Origin of the sequence: Hafnia sp. CBA7124 (assembly GCF_002355555.1) — a bacterium.
Lineage (GTDB): Bacteria > Pseudomonadota > Gammaproteobacteria > Enterobacterales > Enterobacteriaceae > Hafnia > Hafnia alvei.
This window is the reverse complement of sequence record NZ_AP017469.1, coordinates 3,252,940-3,268,259: the sequence shown is the minus strand read 5'-3', so window position 1 is coordinate 3,268,259 and position 15,320 is coordinate 3,252,940. Positions and strand designations below refer to the sequence as shown.

At 51.0% G+C, this 15,320-nt stretch carries 14 protein-coding genes and 1 riboswitch; of the genes, 11 read left to right on the top strand and 3 right to left on the bottom strand.

The window, feature by feature from the left end:
• The first annotated feature begins 115 nt into the window (after positions 1-115).
• Positions 116-787, top strand: coding sequence for a 7-carboxy-7-deazaguanine synthase QueE (gene queE / locus CPY98_RS15015; RefSeq protein WP_096388276.1), 672 nt, complete (start codon positions 116-118; stop codon positions 785-787).
• A 38-nt stretch (positions 788-825) separates the two neighbouring features.
• Entirely contained in the window at positions 826-1,587 is a 762-nt protein-coding gene (locus CPY98_RS15010; RefSeq protein WP_248298860.1) for a CDP-diacylglycerol diphosphatase, read from the top strand.
• Positions 1,588-1,608: 21 nt separating this feature from the next.
• On the opposite strand, the gene CPY98_RS20920 is transcribed toward CPY98_RS15010, so the two are convergent.
• The gene (locus CPY98_RS20920; protein ID WP_166493508.1) at positions 1,609-1,773 is read right to left on the bottom strand and encodes a hypothetical protein; all 165 of its coding nucleotides are present in this window, start codon (positions 1,771-1,773) and stop codon (positions 1,609-1,611) included.
• A 318-nt stretch (positions 1,774-2,091) separates the two neighbouring features.
• Here CPY98_RS20920 and CPY98_RS15005 point away from each other — a divergent pair, with 318 nt between their 5' ends.
• The gene (locus CPY98_RS15005; RefSeq protein WP_096388274.1) at positions 2,092-3,231 is read left to right on the top strand and encodes a 3-phenylpropionate MFS transporter; all 1,140 of its coding nucleotides are present in this window, start codon (positions 2,092-2,094) and stop codon (positions 3,229-3,231) included.
• Positions 3,232-3,353: 122 nt separating this feature from the next.
• Here the strand turns inward: CPY98_RS15005 and alaC are convergent, their stop codons facing one another.
• The gene (gene alaC / locus CPY98_RS15000; RefSeq protein WP_043494941.1) at positions 3,354-4,568 is read right to left on the bottom strand and encodes an alanine transaminase; all 1,215 of its coding nucleotides are present in this window, start codon (positions 4,566-4,568) and stop codon (positions 3,354-3,356) included.
• Between the two features lie 439 nt (positions 4,569-5,007).
• Here alaC and CPY98_RS14995 point away from each other — a divergent pair, with 439 nt between their 5' ends.
• The gene (locus tag CPY98_RS14995) at positions 5,008-5,322 is read left to right on the top strand and encodes a YqjD family protein (protein WP_043494938.1); all 315 of its coding nucleotides are present in this window, start codon (positions 5,008-5,010) and stop codon (positions 5,320-5,322) included.
• Between the two features lie 82 nt (positions 5,323-5,404).
• Here CPY98_RS14995 and queD read toward each other — a convergent pair whose 3' ends face one another.
• Positions 5,405-5,764 carry a 6-carboxytetrahydropterin synthase QueD gene (queD, locus tag CPY98_RS14990; protein WP_008814216.1) on the bottom strand — a complete coding sequence of 120 codons (360 nt, stop codon included), beginning with the start codon at positions 5,762-5,764 and terminating at the stop codon, positions 5,405-5,407.
• 488 nt (positions 5,765-6,252) lie between these two features.
• Here queD and cysJ point away from each other — a divergent pair, with 488 nt between their 5' ends.
• The 7 genes from cysJ (at position 6,253) to CPY98_RS14955 (ending at position 15,212) form a co-directional block, all read left to right on the top strand.
• Positions 6,253-8,055: an NADPH-dependent assimilatory sulfite reductase flavoprotein subunit gene (gene cysJ / locus CPY98_RS14985; RefSeq protein WP_096388272.1), complete on the top strand. Its 1,803-nt coding sequence runs from the start codon at positions 6,253-6,255 to the stop codon at positions 8,053-8,055.
• A 14-nt stretch (positions 8,056-8,069) separates the two neighbouring features.
• Entirely contained in the window at positions 8,070-9,803 is a 1,734-nt protein-coding gene (gene cysI, locus CPY98_RS14980; protein WP_046457220.1) for an assimilatory sulfite reductase (NADPH) hemoprotein subunit, read from the top strand.
• Positions 9,804-9,968: 165 nt separating this feature from the next.
• The gene (gene cysH / locus CPY98_RS14975; protein WP_040047247.1) at positions 9,969-10,700 is read left to right on the top strand and encodes a phosphoadenosine phosphosulfate reductase; all 732 of its coding nucleotides are present in this window, start codon (positions 9,969-9,971) and stop codon (positions 10,698-10,700) included.
• A 143-nt stretch (positions 10,701-10,843) separates the two neighbouring features.
• On the top strand, positions 10,844-12,595 hold the full coding sequence (dld, locus tag CPY98_RS14970; RefSeq protein WP_369828239.1) for a D-lactate dehydrogenase: 1,752 nt from the start codon (positions 10,844-10,846) through the stop codon (positions 12,593-12,595).
• 56 nt (positions 12,596-12,651) lie between these two features.
• Positions 12,652-12,753, top strand: a riboswitch (TPP riboswitch).
• 33 nt (positions 12,754-12,786) lie between these two features.
• On the top strand, positions 12,787-13,626 hold the full coding sequence (gene thiM, locus CPY98_RS14965; RefSeq protein WP_096388268.1) for a hydroxyethylthiazole kinase: 840 nt from the start codon (positions 12,787-12,789) through the stop codon (positions 13,624-13,626).
• Positions 13,623-14,423, top strand: a complete 801-nt coding sequence (thiD, locus tag CPY98_RS14960) for a bifunctional hydroxymethylpyrimidine kinase/phosphomethylpyrimidine kinase (RefSeq protein WP_096388266.1) — start codon at positions 13,623-13,625, stop codon at positions 14,421-14,423. The genes thiM and thiD overlap by 4 nt, the downstream gene beginning before the upstream one ends.
• 141 nt (positions 14,424-14,564) lie before the next feature.
• On the top strand, positions 14,565-15,212 hold the full coding sequence (locus CPY98_RS14955; protein WP_051874170.1) for a helix-turn-helix domain-containing protein: 648 nt from the start codon (positions 14,565-14,567) through the stop codon (positions 15,210-15,212).
• The last annotated feature ends 108 nt before the right edge of the window (positions 15,213-15,320 follow it).

Below are 15,320 nucleotides of genomic sequence, written 5' to 3'. Positions count from 1 at the left end.
CTTCAAATGCGATGTGCGACTGAGGTGCGGCGTATTTGGCGTCGCGGGGGCAAATCTGCGACAATGCGACGCAGCTTTTTTATGGTAAGAAAGTTTTATTAACAATGAGAGTGTCATGTCGTATCCGATAAACGAACTGTTCCAGACCCTGCAAGGGGAAGGTTTTTACACCGGTGTTCCGGCTATTTTTATTCGCCTGCAAGGTTGTCCGGTAGGGTGTAGCTGGTGTGATACCAAACATACATGGGAACAGTTACCTGAACGAGAAATCGGCATGAACGAAATCTTGATCAAAACTGAAGAGAGCGATGCGTGGGGCAGCGCTACTCCTGAGCAACTGCTGGATATCCTGCGCGATCGCGGATATACCGCTCGCCACGTGGTGATCACCGGCGGCGAACCCTGCATCCATGATTTACGTCCGTTGACGGAATTGCTGAATCAAAATGGTTTTTCCTGCCAGATAGAAACCAGCGGCACCCATGAAATCCGCTGCTCTGAAGCAACTTGGGTGACCGTCTCTCCAAAGGTCAACATGAAAGGCGGAATGAAGGTTTTGGAATCCTCTTTGGTGCGCGCCGATGAGGTTAAGCATCCCGTTGCGCGTGAGCGCGATATTGAAGATTTAGATGCATTACTTTCCGTGCTTCACGATGACAAGAAACGCATTATCGCGCTCCAGCCGATTAGCCAAAAAGAGAGCGCGACCAAGCTGTGTATAGAAACCTGTATTGCGCGCAACTGGCGCCTGTCGATGCAAACCCATAAGTATTTGAACATCGCCTAAATATGCTGATGAGAAGCGCGCTGCTAAATAATTATCGGATGATTTTTGGCACCGCGCTTCTGATGTTGGTATTTTTGCTGACCGGCTGTGCCAAATCTGACGCGCTGTGGGGCGTGGTGGATAAAGTTTGTCGCGTTAACTATCAGCAAAAGCACGATCCCGCACCCTGCGCCCAGATCTACTCGCCGACTCACGATCGGCGATCTGCGTTTACCGTCATTCAAAACCCGCGCTTTCCCGCTCATTTTATTTTGGTCCCCAATGCTCGAATGAGCGGCATTGAGAGCCCTGTGCTGCTAGAAAATGACGCGCCGGATTATTTCGGTTACGCATGGACGATGCGCTATCGGCTGGCGTATGAATATGGCCGACCGGTTCCCGACGATGTTCTGGGGCTGGCGTTAAACTCAGCCTATGGACGCAGCCAGAATCAGCTTCATATTCATCTCACCTGTTTGCGTGAAGATGTTCGCCGCCAGCTAAAAGCCGAACGTCCCTATATTGGTCGCGAATGGGGTTTGCTGCCTGATTTGCTGTTGCGTCATCGGTTTTATGCCAAGCGTATCGAGCAACCGGCGCTCATCGGCGTGAACCCAATCAAATCGCTTGCCGATCGGTTTCATCTTACGCCTGAACAGCTGGCCTATTATGGCGTAGCCGTGGTGCCAACGACGTTTGAAAATCAGCCGGGCTTTATTTTATTGGCGACACGGGTGGGAATGGGAGAGCGAAATAGGGCATCGGTGGAGTCATTGTTGGATAAGCGCTGCGAGCTGCTGCAAACAATCCCGGCTCAGTGAACCGGGAAAAGGGAGTCAGATTTAGTACGCCTCTTCTATTAAAGCGACGTCGGGCTCTTTCTCTGAATGATCGGCTAATGCATCATGTGAAATTTGCAGCTTCAGGTCGAATTCGATCATGGATATTTCCTGATTAATTTCGGCTTTAAGTGCATCAATTTTGTTTAACGAAGTGGTTTCCGTCACTCGTCAGCTTCCTAGTCAAAAACAGGGATGCCTATGTTAACCAGCATTCCGATATATAAAATCAATCAAATCCTAAATTTAGACCCGCCTCTCACAAAAGTTTAAGCTGTTTCACCGCCGTTTACGCTTGGCAAACAACCGATAAACAAAGCTGCCTACACGCGTTAAAAACTGTTACCTATTTCCTATATATCCTCTCGAAAAAAATTTGATGAGGGGGATGTGTACATCTCATTTGCTAATTGATTTTGCGACAATATTCATTGCCAGCATGGGATGCCTCTGTCAAAGTAACGCGTTTAAAATTAAGGAGGAAAAATGTTGCCGTCTGCAGGTTGGTTAGGACTCAGTTATTTCACCTATTTTTTCTCTTTTGGCATATTTCTGCCGTTTTGGAGCTTGTGGCTGCAAGGCGAGGGAATTTCTCCCGAATCCATTGGCCTATTGCTTGGCGCAGGGATGATAGCCCGTTTTCTTGGTAGTTTATTCATTGCTCCCGCCGTTAAAAAAACCTCACAACTGATTACCGCTCTCCGTCTTATTGCTCTCCTCGCCCTGATTTGTTCTATCGCATTTTCCTTTGGTACTGCATGGGCGTGGCTGCTGGTGGTGATGGCCGGATTTAGCCTTTTCTATGGGCCGTTAATTCCGCTGACCGATGCGCTGGCCGCGACGTGGCAACGCCAGGTGGGGCTGGACTACGGCAAGGTACGCCTATGGGGATCGATGGCCTTTGTTATTGGCTCTGCGGTAACGGGGGAGGTGGTCAATGCCTTTGGCCATAAGGCTATTATGTATTGCCTGTGGGCGGGTCTGGCGGCCATGCTGGTGGGAATGCTTTTACGCCCGCGTCACATGCCACAGGATGCACCAAAAGATAGCGCGGTGCAGGAAACCACACCGTGGAAAATTTTATTAAAAGAAGCGCCGGTATGGCGTTTTTTATTGTGTGCCGCTTTACTTCAAGGCGCTCATGCCGGCTATTACGGATTTAGCACGATTTACTGGCAGGAGGCGGGCTATTCCGCGTCGGTAGTCGGTTATCTGTGGTCGCTAGGCGTTGTTGCTGAGGTTATCATCTTTGCATTAAGCAAGCGCTTATTCCGCCGTATGTCGGTTTCCCAGCTACTGCTGTTGTCGTGTTTTTGTGCAGTGATCCGTTGGAGCTTAATGGGCTCAACAACCGCACTGCCGTGGCTTATTTTGATTCAAATTCTGCATGCGGGTTCTTTCACCGTATGTCATCTGGCGGCAATGCGCTTTATTTCGGCACGGCAGGGTGGCGATGTAATTCGTCTGCAAGCGGTCTATTCGGCGTTAGGCATGGGCGGCAGCGTAGCGATTATGACGATGCTATCGGGCTTCCTGTTTGAGCACTATCAAGGCGGCATGTTCTATGCGATGGCGCTGGTGGTGTTGCCGGTGATTTTCTTTAGACCGAAAGTGACAAGCCATTAGTTTTGTGGCTAAGACCCCCTCCCAGCCTCCCCCTTCGCAGGGGGAGGAGCCGATCGAGATTCTTACCAACATCACTGAACAGTTCCCTCCCCTGCGAAGGGGAGGGTTAGGGGGGCTTGAACTTATGACTTGCCTGTAATTAGCCCATCTTTTCTAAACATGCTTTTAATCCCGCGCACGGCCTGACGAATACGATCTTGGTTTTCGATCAAGGCGAAACGAACGTGGGTATCGCCATAGTCACCAAAACCAATCCCTGGGGAAACGGAAACTTTGGCATCGGCCAACAGCTTTTTGGCAAACTCTAGCGATCCAAGGTGCGCATAGGCATCGGGGATTTTTGCCCAAACATACATCGATGCTTTAGGGTTTTCTACCATCCAACCGGCTTCGTGCAGGCCTTTGACCAGCACGTTGCGGCGTTGACGGTATTGCTCGGCAATATCACGCACGCATTGCTGGTCGCCTTCGAGAGCCGCAATCGCCGCCACCTGCAACGGAGTAAAAGTACCGTAGTCGTGGTAGCTCTTGATGCGTGCCAGAGCGTTAACCAGCTCAGGATTGCCGACCATAAAACCGATACGCCAGCCAGCCATGTTGTAGCTTTTCGACAGGGTGAAAAACTCGACGGCGACGTCTTTAGCGCCGGGGATTTGCATAATCGAAGGCGCTTTCCAGCCGTCATACACAATATCGGCATAGGCCAAATCGTGTACCACTAAAATATCGTGCTCTTTCGCCAGCTTAATGACGCGTTCAAAGAAATCTAATTCAACGCACTGGGCGGTAGGGTTTGAAGGAAAGCCCAGAATCATCATTTTAGGCTTGGGAATACTCTCACGGATGGCGCGTTCTAATTCGTTGAAAAAGTCGATACCTGAAACCAGCGGCACGGACCGCACCTGTGCGCCAGCAATAACCGCGCCGTAAATGTGAATGGGGTAGCTAGGATTTGGCACTAAAACGGTATCGCCATGATCGAGCGTTGCCAGCATCAAATGTGCCAGACCCTCTTTAGAACCGATGGTAACAATCGCTTCGCTATCGGGATCGATATCGACCTGATAACGATCTTGATACCAGTGCGAGATCGCGCGGCGTAAACGTGGAATGCCGCGTGACGTGGAGTAGCCGTGGGTATCTTCACGCTGTGCCACCGTACACATTTTTTCAACGATGTGCGGCGGCGTTGGGCCGTCAGGGTTCCCCATGCTGAGATCGATAATGTCTTCGCCGCGCCTGCGCGCAGCCATTTTTAGCTCAGCGGTAATGTTAAATACATAAGGGGGAAGACGATCGATACGAGTAAAACGACGCGGAGTGCGTGAGTCTGTCATAGATACCTCAAGATGACGTTAGCGCCCGGACCGTCCGAGCGACGCTGCCTGTTTACAGGCTATTAACGAAAATAGGTGAAGCCGAAGATTCTGTCGAGCAGATTTTTTAAACAGCGCTTTCCAGAACACTCCGAGCCCTTATCGCTGAGTTTCAACTATGCTTATACCCGTCATACTTGAAGCTGCATCTGTGTTGGCTGCTCTCGCTCACCCGATAAATCTGCTTGGAGCAGATTTAAACGCAGTTTACTGCGGCCCTAGTGGCGAGGCCCATGGATGGGCCGAGTAATCACTTACTTGAGTAAGCTCATCGGGATTTACTCGCTTGCCGCCTTGATGCAACTCCAATTATTTTGGGTATGTTAGCTAACATTAAATTTGCTAATCATTTTTCGCCAATCCTTTGAACATGATTTTGATACAGCAAAGAGGGAACACTATGTTTAGAAAAACCGATAAAGTTGAACGTAGCATCGAAGAAGAGGTTTCATTGCTGGCGGATGCACTTGAAGGTGTGTTGCAGGAGGGGGCGGATAAAACGGAGGATGAAATCGCTTCGCTGCGCCGTAGCGCACAAGATACGCTGCGTGAGGTGAAAGCGCGCATCAGCGGCGATACACCGTGTCCTGTAACGGATCGGGTGAAAAATGCCTGCTGTGATGTGAATGGCTACGTGCGGAATAAACCGTGGCACAGCGTGGGAATTGGGGCAACGGCAGGGTTGATTCTGGGGCTCTTGCTGTCAAAACGCTAATCAATCACTGCGCTATTGATACGCGCGATAGCGGCAAGACGTTTATGTGACCGGTGCCATACCGGTCACATCATGGCAACTATCAACCGCGATAGGTGCAGCCTGCGGTGCAGGTTTCTTTCACCAATACGGCGCTTAGCAATGGCAGCTCAGGTTTCAGCTGTTGCCAAATCCACTGGGCTAACACTTCGCTGGTTGGGTTCTCAAGACCAGGAATATCATTCAGATAATAATGGTCGAGGCGATCCAGAATGGGTTTGAACGCCGCTTTCAGCTCGGCAAAATCCATCACCCAGCCGGTATAAGCATCCACTTCGCCGGTAATTTCAATGCGTACTAAAAACGAATGGCCATGCAGGCGACCACACTTATGTCCTTCCGGAACGTGGGGCAGATGGTGCGCAGCTTCAAACTGAAAATCTTTAAACAGGGTGGTTGTCATGATGACGCCTCGTAACCTAAAAAACCTGCGCATACTACCGGAAAGCGCCCGTTGGCGGTAGTTTTACCGCGATTGTTTGAGTATAAGCAGAAAATTTATTCTTTAATGTCTAAGAGGCGACTTGTTTTATTTCTGACCCGTTATTTTTTTAACGGGCTATGAAAAGTTTGATCCTATCTATTAAGACTCCTTCCGATGTAAAGAATAAAGCCAATAGTAAAGTGAGCAGAAATGATTATGTAATAACTAGCTGTTATTCATTGATTTTATAGGTTTTAACCTAAAACACTCCAGCCTCTATCACCTACCTGAATTAGTGGTTAGTTCAAATGGTTATTTGTTATTTCCATCACTTATTTAATTGTTATTATCCAGCTAGGTAACCTTACAAAAAGCGCTACATCAATTCGCCACACCCACGGTTCTTAAAGCTAAGTCTGAGGCTGCTTGAAGTACCAAAGGGATCACTGTGCAAGGAACACTTAGCAATGACGACTCAGGCTCCTCCTACTTCTATGCTTCCCCTTACGCCGGAGCAATTGGCAAAGCTCCAGTCGGCGATTGGTGAGTTTTCACCACACCAGCTGGCGTGGCTCTCCGGCTATTTCTGGGGAATGGTTAATCAACAGCCGGGCACGGTAGCGGTGACGCCAGCACCGGCTGCGGCCGCTTCAATTACCGTGATTTCTGCTTCGCAAACGGGCAACGCGCGACGGGTGGCTGAACAGCTACGCGATGATTTGGCCGCCGCGGGTTTGGATGTGACGTTGGTTAACGCGGGTGACTATAAATTCAAACAGATCGCGCAGGAAAAACTGCTGCTGATTGTTGCTTCAACCCAAGGGGAAGGTGAACCGCCGGAAGAGGCCGTCGCGTTGCACAAATATTTGTTCTCCAAAAAAGCCCCTCAGATGGCAGGAACGGCGTTTGCGGTGTTTGGCCTTGGTGATACGTCTTATGAAAACTTTTGCCAGACCGGAAAAGATTTTGATGCCCGTTTAGCAGAATTGGGTGGTGAGCGCTTATTCGACCGCGCCGACGCCGATGTTGATTTCAAATCGGCGGCAGAAGCATGGCGTAAGCAGATCGTAGACGTTTTGAAACAGCGCGTGCCACAGGCAACGGCGGCGCAGACTCAGGTTAGCGTAGCGGGAAGCGTGGCGCAGATCGTGAGCAGCCCATACAGCAAAGAATCCCCGCTCACCGCCTCTTTGGCGGTGAAGCAAAAAATTACCGGACGCAACTCCGATAAAGACGTGCGTCATATTGAAATCGATCTCGGCGAATCAGGCTTGAGTTACCAGCCGGGCGACGCACTGGGCGTGTGGTATCACAACGATCCTGATTTGGTTGAAGAAATCATTGACCTGATTTGGCGTACCGGCGACGAGACGGTCACTCTCAACGACCAAACGATGACGCTGCGTGAGGCGCTGACCGAACGCTTGGAGCTAACGCAAAACACCACCGTTATCGTAGAAAAATACGCGGTGCTTTCGCGCGATGAGCGTTTGATTGAGCTCTTAGCGGATAAGCATCAACTGCAACAATACGCACAAACCACGCCGCTGCCGGATATGATCCGCCAAGCACCGGCAGATTTAGACGCTGAGCAGCTAGTGGCGCTGTTACGCCCGCTAACGCCGCGTCTTTATTCCATCGCATCGTCCCAAGAGGAAGTGGGCAGTGAAGTGCATATTACCGTTGGCGTGGTGCGTTATGAGATTGATGGTCGCGCCCGCACCGGCGGTGCTTCGGGTTATTTAGCCGATCGTCTGGAAGAAGATGGCGAGCTGCGCGTTTTCATTGAGCATAACGACAATTTCCGTCTGCCTGCGAATCCACAAACGCCGGTCATTATGATTGGCCCTGGCACCGGCATTGCACCGTTCCGTGCGTTTATTCAACAACGCGCAGCCGAAGGGGCAGAAGGTCTTAACTGGCTTTTCTTTGGCAATCCTCACTTCACCGAAGATTTTCTGTATCAGGTGGAATGGCAGCGCTTTGTTAAAGACGGCGTTCTATCCCGTATCGATTTGGCTTGGTCACGCGATCAAAAACATAAAGTCTATGTACAGGACAAGCTGCGTGAGCAAGGGGCCGAGGTTTGGCGCTGGATCGAACAGGGCGCACATATTTACGTCTGCGGAGACGCCAACCGCATGGCGAAAGACGTTGAACAGGCGTTACTGGAGCTATTGGCTGAACACGGTGGAATGGATGCCGAACAGGCCGATGAATTTTTAAGTGAGCTGCGCGTTGAGCGCCGCTATCAGCGGGACGTTTACTAATAATGAGCAAATCGATGCAAGATAATTACGCTTTTAGCAGCAAACACCCGGGGCCCTTGGTGGTTGATGCACCCTTGGCCGACGCTGAGCGCCTTAAGCGTGAGAGCAATTTTTTACGTGGCACCATTGCCGAAGATTTAAATGATGGCCTGACCGGTGGTTTTAACGGCGACAACTTTCTGCTGATCCGTTTTCACGGCATGTATCAGCAGGATGACCGCGATATTCGTGCCGAACGCGCCGAGCAAAAGTTAGAACCACGTCATGCCATGATGCTGCGCTGCCGTTTACCGGGCGGCGTGATGACGCCACAGCAATGGCTGGGTATCGATAAGTTTGCCGACGAAAGCACGCTGTACGGCAGCATTCGTATTACCAACCGTCAAACGTTCCAGTTTCACGGCATATTGAAGCAAAACGTCAAACCGGTGCATCAGTTGCTTAATCGTTTGGGGTTAGATGCGCTGGCGACCGCCAATGACGTTAACCGCAACGTGCTGTGCACGTCGAATCCCGTGGAGTCTGAGCTGCATCAAGAGGCCTACGAGTGGGCGAAAAAGCTGTCTGAACATCTGTTGCCGCGGACTCGCGCCTATGCAGAAGTGTGGCTGGATCAGGAAAAAGTCGAAACCACCGATGAGGAACCGATTCTCGGTGCAACCTATTTACCGCGTAAGTTCAAAACGACGGTGGTGATCCCGCCTCAGAACGATGTGGATCTGCATGCCAACGATCTCAACTTCGTGGCGATTGCGGAAAACGGCAAGCTGATCGGCTTCAACGTGCTGGTCGGTGGTGGGCTGTCTATTGCTCATGGCGATAAGGCGACCTATGCCCGCACGGCCAGCGAGCTTGGCTTTATTCCCGTCGAGCACACATTGGCCGTGGCTGAAGGCGTGGTGACAACGCAGCGCGACTGGGGAAACCGTACCAATCGTAAGAATGCAAAAACCAAGTACACCTTGGAGCGCGTCGGCGTAGAAAACTTTAAAGCTGAAGTGGAAAAGCGTGCGGGAGTGACGTTCGAGCCGGTACGTCCTTATGAGTTTACCGGACGCGGCGATCGCATTGGCTGGGTGAAAGGTATTGATAATAAATGGCATTTGACGCTGTTTATTGAAAATGGGCGCATTCTGGATTATCCAAATCGGCCGTTGAAAACCGGCATGGCGGAGATTGCCAAGATTCATCAGGGCGATTTCCGTCTGACGGCGAATCAAAACCTGATCGTGGCGGGCGTGGCTGAAAAAGACAAAGCCCGCATAGAACAGATTGCGCGTGAACATGGCCTGATCGACGACGGCGTCAGCGAGCAGCGTAAAAACTCGATGGCCTGCGTGTCGTACCCAACTTGTCCGCTGGCGATGGCGGAAGCCGAGCGCTTCCTGCCGCAGTTTGTGACTCAGGTTGAAGAAATTATGCAAAGCCACGGCGTTGGCGATGAGCATATTGTTCTGCGAGTCACAGGCTGTCCAAACGGCTGTGGTCGTGCGCTGCTGGCGGAAATTGGTCTGGTCGGAAAAGCGCTGGGGCGCTACAACCTGCATTTAGGTGGGAATCGCGCCGGAACGCGGATCCCGAGAATGTATCGCGAAAACATCACCGATGCCGAAATCCTCGGCGTGATTGACGAACTGGTCGGTCGCTGGGCGAAAGAGCGTGAAGCCGATGAAGGCTTTGGTGATTTCACCATTCGCGCAGGGATCGTGCGCCCGGTGCTGGATCCGGCAAGAGATTTTTATGACTGATTGATGCTAATACCCCACCCCAACCCTCCCCTTGTCAGGGGAGGGGGCTGAACGGTGATGCTGTATATGTTCTTTTTCTGAGAGCTAAAAGGTGTTGCTGTTATGCCCCTCCCCCTGCGAAGGGGGAGGTTGGGAGGGGGATGCTGGTTCATCGCGGAGAATTTTATGTCTGCATTAAACTTACATGAGCTGAAAGCCTTACCCAAAGTCGAACAGGTCATGGCGTTAGCTGAAATTAACACTCAGCTAGAAAAACTGAGTGCGCAGGAAAGGGTGCGTTGGGCGCTAGAGCATTTGCCCGCCGAATTTGCGCTCTCTTCGAGTTTTGGCATTCAGGCAGCGGTATCGCTGCATTTGGTCACCCGTGAGCTACCGGATATTCCGGTGATCTTAACGGATACCGGCTATTTGTTTCCTGAAACCTACCAGTTCATCGATACCCTGCACGAAAAGCTGAATTTGAATCTCAAGGTTTACCGCGCTGAGCAGTCGGCTGCGTGGCAAGAGGCTCGCTATGGCAAACTTTGGGAGCAAGGTGTTGAGGGCATTGAGCGCTACAACGATATTAACAAAGTTGAGCCGATGAACCGTGCATTGCGCGAGCTCGGGGCGCAAACGTGGTTTGCTGGCCTGCGGCGCGAGCAATCAGGCAGCCGTGCGCATTTACCGGTGCTCGCGATTCAGCGCGGGGTGTTTAAAATACTGCCGATTATCGATTGGGATAATCAGCAGATTTATCAATACTTACAGCAGCATGGGCTCAGCTATCACCCGCTGTGGGAGCAAGGTTATCTGTCCGTGGGTGATACTCACACTACGCGTAAATGGGAGCCGGGAATGGCGGAAGAAGAAACGCGATTCTTTGGGCTAAAACGCGAATGTGGATTACATGAGTAGCCTTTACTGAGATAAACAGCCTGACCTTAGCGTCAGGTTTTTTTTGCCCATATATTATTTATTTAACTTTCCAGTATAATTTTTTTCACATTAAAGCAAAAAGCGGTATCCTCGAAAGGATTCATCATACTAATAAAAGGACTATGGCTATGCAGGAACAACCTCTTGGTGCGAGTCAGACTTCCGACTCGCGGGTGTTAATTCAACAACTCACGGATATCGTGGGTAAATCTCATATTCTTACCGACGCGCGTAAAACTGAACGCTATCGCAAAGGCTTTCGTTCCGGACAGGGCGATGCGTTGGCGGTGGTCTTCCCAGGCAGTTTGCTCGAACAATGGAAGGTGTTTAAGGCCAGCGTTGAGGCCGATAAAATTGTGCTGATGCAGGCGGCTAACACCGGACTCACCGAAGGTTCCACGCCGAGCGGTAACGACTACGATCGCGAAATCGTCATTATTAGCACCCAGCGCTTGGATAAAATTCAGCTGTTGGACGAAGGCAAGCAGGTTGTGGCTTTGCCGGGCAGCACGCTGTGGCATCTAGAACGCATCTTAAAACCGTTGGGGCGTGAGCCACATTCGGTGATTGGTTCTTCCTGCATTGGCGCATCGGTCGTGGGCGGCGTATGTAATAACTCTGGCGGCTCGCTGGTACACCGTGGCCCTGCGTACACCGAAATGGCGCTGTATGGCCGAGTTAATGAGCTCGGGCAGGTTGAGTTGGTTAACCATCTGGGTATTGCGCTGGGTAGTACACCAGAAGAGATCCTGACGCGTTTGGAAAACCAGAAGTACGGCCCGCAAGACGTTGAACATAGCGAACGTCAGGCGTCCGATCACGATTACGCCGAGCGAATTCGCGACGTTGAAGCGGATACGCCATCACGCTTTAACGCCGATGAACGCCGTTTGTTTGAAGCTTCAGGCTGTGCGGGCAAACTCGCGGTATTTGCGGTGCGCTTAGATACTTTCCCAGCGCAATCCTCATCGCAGGTCTTCTATATCGGCACCAACCAACCACAGGTGTTGACCGAACTGCGTCGGCATATGCTGGCGAATTTCAAAAATCTGCCGGTGGCGGGTGAGTACATGCATCGCGATATTTTCGATATTGCGGAAGTGTATGGCAAAGATACTTTTGTGATGATCGACAAACTGGGCACCGACAAAATGCCGATGTTCTTTACCCTGAAAGGGCGTATGGATGCCATCTTTGGCAAAGTGCCTTTCCTGCCAAGTCATTTGGTCGATCGCACCATGCAAACACTGAGTCACCTGCTGCCATCGCATTTACCCAAACGTTTGAAAGAGTATCGCAACCGCTTTGAGCATCATCTGATGCTAAAAATGTCGGGCGAGGGCATTGAGGAAGCGCGCGCGTGGCTGGAATCCTATTTTGCTCAGGCCGAAGGGGAGTTTTTTGCCTGCACGGCAGAAGAGGGAGCCAAAGCATTCTTACATCGATTTGCCGCTGCGGGCGCGGCAATCCGCTATAACGCGGTGCACAGCAAAGAAGTTGAAGACATTCTTGCGCTCGATATTGCGCTGCGCCGCAACGATCATGATTGGTTCGAGCGTCTGCCGCTGGAATTTGACGATGCGCTGGTACACCGCCTCTATTATGGGCATTTCATGTGCTACGTTTTCCATCAGGATTACATTGTTAAAAAAGGCGTCGATGTGCATGCGCTTAAGGAAAAAATGCTCGCGCTGCTGGATACGCGCGGCGCGGAATATCCTGCGGAGCATAACGTTGGTCATCTGTACAAGGCTAAGCCACAGCTGAAAGCTTTCTATCAACAAAATGACCCGACTAACACGCTTAATCCGGGCATCGGTAAAACCTCCAAGTTGAAAAACTGGGGCTGCGACTGCGCAGAACATCAGAAGTAACATGAGCTGGAGTGCCCGTTGGCCTTGACGCGGCGCTCCGTGTTCCCAATAATGAATGCCTTGACTCGGGGTGCCCACATGAAAATGAAAGGGCTGAGAACTTACCCGTATTACCTGATCTGGATTATGCCAGCGTAGGGAAGTCTCGGTGCATGAGCGCATCGTCTTCTTGACCGCCGGTTGGGAGGAATATGTCCATCGCGTCGAATCCACACCTTACCGAATTTCCCCACATCGAATTACCCGGTGAAAGCGCCGCTGCCGCTTTTGCTCAGTTTCGCCATCACGCTCCGTTGGTCCATTGTCTCACCAATGAAGTCGTTCAAACATTTACTGCGAACGTGCTGTTGGCGCTAGGAGCATCGCCAGCCATGGTGGTTGAGCCGCAAGAGGCTGCGCAATTCTCTTCATTGGCTGACGCGCTGTTAATCAACATTGGTACTTTGCATGCGCAACGAGCGCAGTCGATGTTAGCGGCCATTGAGTCTGCCAATCAGCATCAAAAACCGTGGGTGCTTGATCCGGTTGCCGTTGGCGGATTGTCTTATCGCACCGAATTTGCACGTCAGCTTCTAGCGCTGAAGCCAAGCGTTATTCGTGGCAATGCCTCAGAAATATTGGCATTGAGCGGAATGGAAGCGGGCGGTCGCGGCGTTGATAGCACCGATGACTCGGCGGCGGCATTGCCAGCGGCTCAGGCTCTGGCGCTGCAAACGGGAGCCGTGGTGGCTGTAACCGGTGCAACGGATTATGTCACCGACGGCCAAAGAGTGTATGGCGTAACCGGCGGTGACGCGCTGATGACTCGTGTCGTAGGAACTGGCTGCGCATTGTCCGCCGTGGTAGCGGCGTTTAGCGTTCGGCAGACCGACCTTTTGTTGGCCGTTGCCACCGCCTGCCAAGCGGTGTCATTAGCTGGTGAGCGCGCGGTTGCTGTATCCCATGGCCCCGGCAGCTTTGTACCCGCTTTTATCGACGCGCTATATCACTTAACCCCGCAGGATTTTATTCGCTCTGGAGATCGCTCATGAAACGTATTAATGCACTAACCATCGCAGGAACCGATCCGAGCGGCGGCGCAGGCATTCAGGCCGATCTCAAAACGTTCTCCGCGTTGGGTGCCTACGGCACCAGCGTGATCACGGCGCTGGTGGCGCAGAACACGCGCGGTGTGCAGTCTGTTTATGAGATTGAACCTCAGTTTGTGGGTGCCCAGTTGGCGTCCGTGCTCACCGATGTTCGTATCGACAGCGCAAAAATTGGCATGTTGGCCAACGCCGATATCGTCGCGCAGGTCGCGCGGGCGTTAGACCTGTATCCTATTCCTTTTGTGGTGTTGGATACGGTGATGGTGGCAAAAAGCGGCGATCCATTGCTAGCCCCAGAAGCGGTGCAGGCCGTGCGGGATTTGCTGCTCCCCAAAGTCGCGCTTATCACCCCAAATCTGCCTGAAGCTGCCGCGCTTTTAGATTGTCCAATGGCGGCCAATGAAGATGAAATGCGCCGACAAGGCCACGCATTGTTGGATATGGGATGCCAAGCGGTATTGATGAAAGGCGGGCATCTGAGCGACAGCGAAAGTCCGGATTGGCTATTTAGTCGCGATGGCGAACAGCGCTTTACCGCACCACGGGTGAATACTCGTCATACCCACGGTACTGGTTGCACGCTATCGGCGGCGCTTGCGGCGCTACGTCCACGATATCAGAACTGGAATGAAACGGTGCTTGCCGCCAAAAGTTATCTGCAAAAAGCCTTAGAGGCCGCAGATTCATTAGAAGTTGGCCATGGTATAGGGCCAGTACACCATTTCCATCAATGGTGGTAGGTGTGAGATTGCCACCGTTTTAAAGGAACCGTGGCATGCTATGGGCAAGTGAGAAAAGCCAACTACTGTCAAGAGGGGCTTTTCTACACCTAAGATGATTTAGGATATACTGACTGAACTTACAATAAATTTGGCATTTTTATGGGTAACTCTATTAAACGTAGCATCATAGAAAAGCCTCTGGAGAGTATTCATCGTTTGATGACTGCTTTTGTCAGTATCTCCAAACCCTACCTACTCGACAGCAAGAACATAGAAGCGCGGCTAAAAGGTAAAGATGCTGGGTTTGACGTTTATCTGCTGACGAAAGGGCGAGTGGACATATGGCGTGAAGTGGATAATCGACTTGTTGAAACGGCGTTTGCGCCCTCAATTCTTGGGCTACAAGGTTCGGTTTATCGTTCTCATCACTATCATTTAAAGTTTCCTGCAGGTGCTGAAGTCAGCACGATACCCTTACAAGCAGCTATGGAAATAATAGAGTCGCAGTCTCTATGGCGTGATGTTTTTTACTATCAAGGGTATCTCAACGATCGTCAGTTGCACCATGAATCAATGCTAATAAACAGTTCTACCTATGAAATTGTTTGTCTATTTCTGAAGGACTTATCTCATTACTCTGATAGCGAACGCGCGAAATTAAGCGTCGCAGATTATATTTTACAGCGTTCAAACCTGGCACGAAGTGGTGTTATGAAAGTGCTAGCAGACCTGCGCTTTGGTGGTTACATTGATATTCAGCATGGTAAGCTGATCAAAATCCTTAATAACTTTCCGAGGAATTATTAAATAACGCTTATGTGTTAAATGGTCATGCTATTTTTGTTGCGTCTTATCGTTATTAGCCGCGTTATCTTTATTGTATGTGGTGTAAGTGCTTCTTCATATTAATACGCA